The sequence below is a fragment of the Mycobacterium lehmannii genome (assembly GCF_002245535.1).
GTDB classification, from domain to species: domain Bacteria; phylum Actinomycetota; class Actinomycetes; order Mycobacteriales; family Mycobacteriaceae; genus Mycobacterium; species Mycobacterium lehmannii.
Genome location: NZ_NKCN01000055.1, coordinates 1 through 6,014, shown reverse-complemented (window position 1 = coordinate 6,014; position 6,014 = coordinate 1). Strand labels below are relative to the sequence as shown.

3 protein-coding genes and 1 pseudogene are annotated in these 6,014 nt (G+C 66.6%); 2 read left to right on the top strand and 2 right to left on the bottom strand.

The window, feature by feature from the left end; genetic code table 11:
• Together CEX87_RS26700 and CEX87_RS26695 are read right to left on the bottom strand one after the other, a co-directional pair.
• Positions 1-2,447: penicillin-binding protein (locus CEX87_RS26700; protein WP_094289846.1), on the bottom strand; the 2,447-nt coding region annotated here is incomplete at its 3' end.
• Between the two features lie 90 nt (positions 2,448-2,537).
• Complete coding sequence (locus CEX87_RS26695) at positions 2,538-3,350, bottom strand: DUF1906 domain-containing protein (RefSeq protein ID WP_064394424.1); 813 nt, start codon at positions 3,348-3,350, stop codon at positions 2,538-2,540.
• Between the two features lie 60 nt (positions 3,351-3,410).
• On the opposite strand from CEX87_RS26695, the gene CEX87_RS26690 reads away from it, so the two are divergent.
• On the top strand, positions 3,411-4,982 hold the full coding sequence (locus CEX87_RS26690; protein ID WP_233151544.1) for a serine hydrolase domain-containing protein: 1,572 nt from the start codon (positions 3,411-3,413) through the stop codon (positions 4,980-4,982).
• Positions 4,983-4,992: 10 nt separating this feature from the next.
• Positions 4,993-5,718, top strand: a pseudogene (locus tag CEX87_RS26685) (YwaF family protein).
• The last annotated feature ends 296 nt before the right edge of the window (positions 5,719-6,014 follow it).

Genomic DNA, 6,014 nt, shown 5'->3' with positions numbered 1-6,014 from the left:
GGTGGGGGAGCCGGCGGCGGCGGCGGTGGCGGCCCGAAAATGAACGGCGGCAGACCAGGAATCGGCATCGCCATCGGATCGGGTGGCGGTGGCGGTGGCGGCGGCACACCCGGCGGAGGCGGCGGTTCCTCCCGACGCGGCGGCGGTGCCGGCGCGATCCCGGTGCTGGTGTTGATCGTGACGATGGACCCCGGGATGGTCCGCCCACTCGGCGTGGTCCCGACCACCGCACCGTAAGCGGCCCCGCTGTTGACCGGCGTCGTCTTCTCGGCCACCTGGAATCCGGCGTCCTTCAGCCGCTGCCGGGCCCGGTCGACATTCATGCCCGTCACGTTCGGCACCTCGCTTCCGGGACCGCCCTCGACGAAGCGGGGATCGGTCGGCGGCAGACGCACCTCACCGAAATCGGTCGCGATCGGCTTCATCGCCTCGAACCAAATGCGCGCCGGCTCGTTACCCCCGTACAGGTCCCCGCTGTAGCACTTGCGAAGCGGGAACGAGCAGATCCCCGATGGTGAGTTGGAGTCATCGAAGACGTAGACGGCGCCCGCGAGCTGGTTGGTGAATCCCAGGAAGCCAGAGGACCGGTGGGACTCGGTCGTGCCGGTCTTACCGGACATCGGCAGATCCCAGCCCACCGAACCTGCGGCTCCCGCGGCCGTGCCGGCGCCCTTGTCGTCTTTGCTCAGCGCGTTCGCGAGGGTGTTTGCCAACCCTTCCGGAACCGCTTGGTCACACTTTTCCGCGGTGAACGTCACCTCGTTGCCACGACGGTCGATGATCTTGTCGATCGGGTTGGGCGGACACCACGTGCCGCCGGAACTCAACGTCGCGGCCACGTTCGACAACTCGAGGGCGTTGAGCTGGAACGGCCCCAAGGTGAACGATCCGGCGTTCTGTCGCTTGATGTACTCGGCGAGGCTCTCATTGCTTCCCCGGTCGTACGGCCGCGCCGTCCCCGGAAGGGCGTAGGAGCGCAGCCCGAGCCGAACGGCCATGTCGACTGCGCGGGGCACACCCACCTGCTGGATGAGCTTGGCGAACGCGGTGTTGGGGGAGCTGGCCAGCGCGTCGGTGACGTTCATCGACCCGCGGTAGTTTCCCGCGTTCTTCACACACCACGTCTCTTTCGGGCAGCCGGGGGTGTCGCTGCTGCCGAGTCCACGGGCTTGGAAGGATCCGGGGACCGCGAGCTGGGCGTTGATGCCCATGCCCATCTCGAGCGCCGCGGCGGTGGTGAAGACCTTGAAGATCGAACCTGCGCCGTCGCCGACGAGCGAGAACGGTTGTGGTTGCACCGTCTGCCCGGCGTCCTTGTTCAGACCGTAGTTGCGGTTGCTGGCCATCGCGAGCACCCGGTGCGAGTCCTTGCCCGGCCTGATGACGCTCATCACGCTGGCGATTCCGTCCAGCGTGGGGCTCGCGACCTTGTCGATCGCCCGTTTCACCGACGACTGGACCGTCGGGTCGAGCGTGGTGCGGATCAGGTAGCCGCCGCGGGCGACCTGTTCCTTGTTGATTCCGGCATGCGCCAGATACGCCAGCACGTACTCGCAGAAAAACCCGCGGTCACCGGCGGCGATGCATCCGCCCGGAAGTTCCTTGGGGCGGGGCAGCACACCGAGCGGCGCGGACTTGGCGGCTCGCAGTTCGTCGGTGTGCTGGGGGAGGTGTTCGATCATGGTGTCCAACACCAGGTTCCGGCGCTGCAGGGCCCCCTGGGGGTTGACGTAGGGATCCAGCGAGGTGGGCGACTGGACCAAACCGGCCAACAGCGCCGCCTGCTGCCAGTTCAACCGCGAGGCGTTGATCCCGAAGTAGGTCTGCGCGGCGTCCTGAACACCGAACGCCCCGTTGCCGAACCCCACGAGGTTCAGGTAGCGCGTGAGGATCTCCGCCTTGGTGAACGTCTTGTCCAGCGTCAACGCCATCCGCATCTCGCGGAGCTTGCGCGCCGGAGTCAGTTCCACCGCGGCGCGCCTCTCGGCGTTGGTCTGCGCGGTCACCAGCAACTGGAAGTTCTTGACGTACTGCTGCTCGATCGTCGAACCGCCGCGGGTGTCGAGGTTGCCCGACAGATAACCCGACAGGCCGGTGAGTGTGCCTTGCCAGTCGACGCCCGCGTGTTCGGCGAACCGCTTGTCCTCGATCGAGACGATGGCCAGCTTCATGGTGTTGGCGATCTGCTCGCTCTTCACCTCGAACCGGCGCTGGCTGTACAGCCAGGCGATCGGTTTACCTGCGGCGTCGACCATCGTCGTCACCTGCGGGACGTCTTCCTCCACCAGCTGCGCCGACCCGTTGGCGACGACGTCGGAGGCGCGGTTGGACAACAGGCCGAATCCGCCCGCGAACGGGAACATCAGCGCCGCCACCAGTACCCCGGCCAGCGTGCAGCACAAAATCAGCTTGATGACCGTCCCCCCGGCCGGTTCGCGCTCCGGCATGTCAGCAGGGTATTAAATGCGGTCTCGCGACGAACACTCCCGCGCCGATTTCATCGCAACGACGGCGAAACGCTCTGGTAACGGGCACGGTCAGCCTCGGTCCAGGTCCCACTGGCCGAAGTCGGGCGCCAGAACTTCGTCGACGTCGACATGTGTGTCTCCGATGGGCACACCGGGTTCGGACGGGCCGATCACCACGGCCTGATAGAGCACGGCCCGGGGATCGCGCTCACCAGCCGACCAGGCCTTGGTCTGCCACACCCACCAATGTCCGTCGCTGGTCGAGCGGCCGACGACGCCGTCGCCGATCGCCCACGAGCACGCCCGCGCGTGGCCGTACAGACCTGTGCGATCCACCCCCAGCACCGAATTGATTCCGCGGTACCACTCGAGCGCGACGTTCTCCCACGTCTCAGCGTCGATGTCCTCGTCGACGCTGAAGAAGATGGGTGCCGAATCAGGACCGCCCGCGGCATTGTGCAACCGCTGCGCGGTCAGGGCGTCCGCGACACCGCCGTCGTATCCGCGGGTGTAATCAGACGGCGTCGGCCAGCCGGGCTTGCCGTACTGATAGCAGCTGACGACGTGCAACCCCTCAGCCCGCAGCGAGTCGGCATACTCGCGCGTCACCGGTTTGAAGTCGAAGTCAGCGCCCGGCCGCAGTTCGGATACGTAAACCAGCGCCCCGTCGAAGCCCGCCGCCTTGAGTTGATCGGCCGGAACCTTGCGGTGCGCGAAGTCGACGAGACGCAGCGGCGCCGCCGACGCGCTCGGGCCCGAAAGCGTCGCTGCCGCTGCCCCGAGGAAGAACAGCGGTGGCGCGGCGACGGCATACTTGAGGAGTTCGCGCCGTGAAGGACAGTGCCCTCCGCCACGACCGGGTGACCTCGGGGAGTCCTGCACGGCGCGATGCTAACAACATTGACGACGACGCACCCGCACCTTCGACCGGACGGGGTGGCCATGCCCGCAGACCGACTCGCCATGCACGGCAAGCGGTCCTGGTCGAGGTGTCTTTCCATCGTCACGGTCGTCCTCGCTCTGACCGCGTCTGCGGCGTGCGGTGGCGGAATCGATCATCCGCCGGGCGATTCCGGTGCGCGGGCGACACCGCCGCCCCCGTCGGCCGCAACGCCCACCCCGGCCATTGCGGCGCCCGGGCTGCCGCCGGTTGACGAGTTGATCAACACCGCGATCGCCGCCCACGAATTGCCCGGCGCGGTGGTCGCGGTCGGACACCGCGGCGAGCTCGTCGTCCACCACGCGTACGGCTCACGGAAGCTGGCGGGCGAACCTGGGCTCGACGGGACCCCGGCACCTGCCGAGCCGATGACCGAGGACACGATCTTCGACGTGGCGTCCCTGACCAAAAGCCTCGCAACGGCGACCGCCGTCATGCAGCTCTACGAACACAACAAGGTCGGCCTCGACGAACCGGTGCAGAACTATCTGCCTGCCTTCAACAGTGCGCGCGATCCGCAGCGGGCCCAGGTGACGCTGCGCATGTTGCTCACCCACACTTCGGGTATCGCAGGCGATATCGACCTGCGGGATCCGTGGGGCCTGGCCGCCCCCGACAGCGCGCAAGGAATCCGCCGCGCGCTCGCCACGCCGCTGCAATTCGTGCCAGGAGAAGTGTTCCGCTACTCCGATATCAACTTCATCCTGCTCGGGGCGCTGATCGAAGAGGTCACCGGCGAATCAGAAGACGTCTACGTCCAGCGGAACGTGTTCGCGCCCCTCGGTATGAAGGACACCCGCTACCTCCCTCCGGCCAAGGCGTGCGGCCCGCACAAGATCAGAGGGGCCGCGGTCGCGTGGGCACCCACGTCGGAGGCGCCTGCGCCGACCGCCTGTCCCGACGGTGCCTGGAACACCGACGTTTTGGCCCGCATCGCCCCGACCGCCCTCGACGAGGAAGGCAGAGCCCAACCGGGCGCCAACCCCGATCTCGACTTCCCGCTGCGAGGCACGGTCCACGATCCGACAGCACGGCGCATGGGCGGTGTTGCCGGGCATGCCGGGGTGTTCTCGACCGCACGTGACATCGGCATTTTCGCGCAGGCGCTGCTGGACCGATTGGCGGGCCGTCCCAGCGCGTTCCCGTTGACGCAGGAAACCCTTCGGCTGATGACCACGCCCCAGCAACCGGGGCACTCACCCGGACAGGTCGAAGCGGCCAACGAAGCCGTCCGAGAGGCCATCGCCGCGGCACCCAACCCGAATCCGCTTCTCGCCCCGAACTATCCGGCGATACCGGGTCAAAACCTGCGCGGGCTCGGATGGGACATCGACACGGGCCATTCCCGACCGCGCGGACTACTGTTTCCCGTCGGCAGCTTCGGGCATACCGGTTTCACCGGGACGTCGATGTGGATGGACCCGGCTTCTGACACGTATGTGATCCTGCTGACGAACGTCATCCACATCCGCGGCAGCAGACCGCTTTCGAACCTACAAGGAGAACTCGCCACGGTGACCGCCCGAGCGCTGGACCTTTACACCGACACGCAACCAGCCCCTAAACCCCGCTGACGCGCAAGAGATGACCGAGTTGTGCTACGCGCAAAGACAGTTCGAGGCGTACGGACCATCGCACTTGGTGGTCCTCGCGATCTTCGCGGTAGGCGCCGCACTGCTGATCTGGTTTGGCCGCCGACAAACCGAAGCGCAGGCGCGGGTGTTCTCGCGCGTATTCGCGTTGCTGATCGTCGCGGCGTTCGTGGTGGCGTTGGTCTACAAGGTGATCCGGCCCGACATCCAGACGTCCATACCGATCCAACTGTGCGACATCGCCGAACTCACGGCCGCCTACGCGCTGTGGTCGCAACGACGTTGGGCTTTCGCGCTGACCTACTACTGGTGTCTGCTGCTGAGTTCGCAGGCATTGCTCACGCCCGACGTGGGAACACCTCGAGAGGGCGCACCGGATTTCCCGCATCACCTGTTTCTCACGTTCTTCGTGCTTCACGTCTTCGCGGTCTGGGCGGCCATTTACCTCACATGGGGACGGGGGATGCGTCCACGATGACGCAGCTACCGCTTTACCATCGTCGTAACCCTGATCTGGGCAGCGGCGACCTTCACCTTCAACGCCATCGTCGGCACGAATTACGGCTATCTGAACAGGAAGCCCCCGACAGCGTCGCTGCTGGATGTGTTCGGGCCGTGGCCGATGTATCTGGCGGTCGAAGTGGCGATCATCGTCGCCGCCTGGGCCCTGATGACGTGGCCATGGGAGCGGAAGCGTCGACCCGCCGGAACGTCTTAGCGTCCTATCGGGAGCCGGCGTCGTCGAGGCGGCGGCGAAGCAAGGCCAAGCCGGGTCAACGACTGGGTCCCGGCACGCCGAAGGACGGCGCGGGTTCCGGCGATGACGCTGTGCCGCCCTACGACGGTCGCGCCGGCCAGGAATCCACACAAAGCGCCCAGAAGAAACATGAACCGCCCTGGTTCTGCCGGAGGCTCGATCTATTGGATTGCGACCAGGGGCTGGTCGCTCCGTTGGGCATCGTAGAACGTGGCCTCGAACTCGGTCGGAGGGACGTCGTCGAGGTAGCTGTGTAG

What these genes read in the sequence shown, in the direction of transcription:
- CEX87_RS26690 (WP_233151544.1), top strand. Translation starts at nt 3,411, where the DNA reads ATGCCCGCAGACCGACTCGCCATGCACGGCAAGCGGTCCTGGTCGAGG.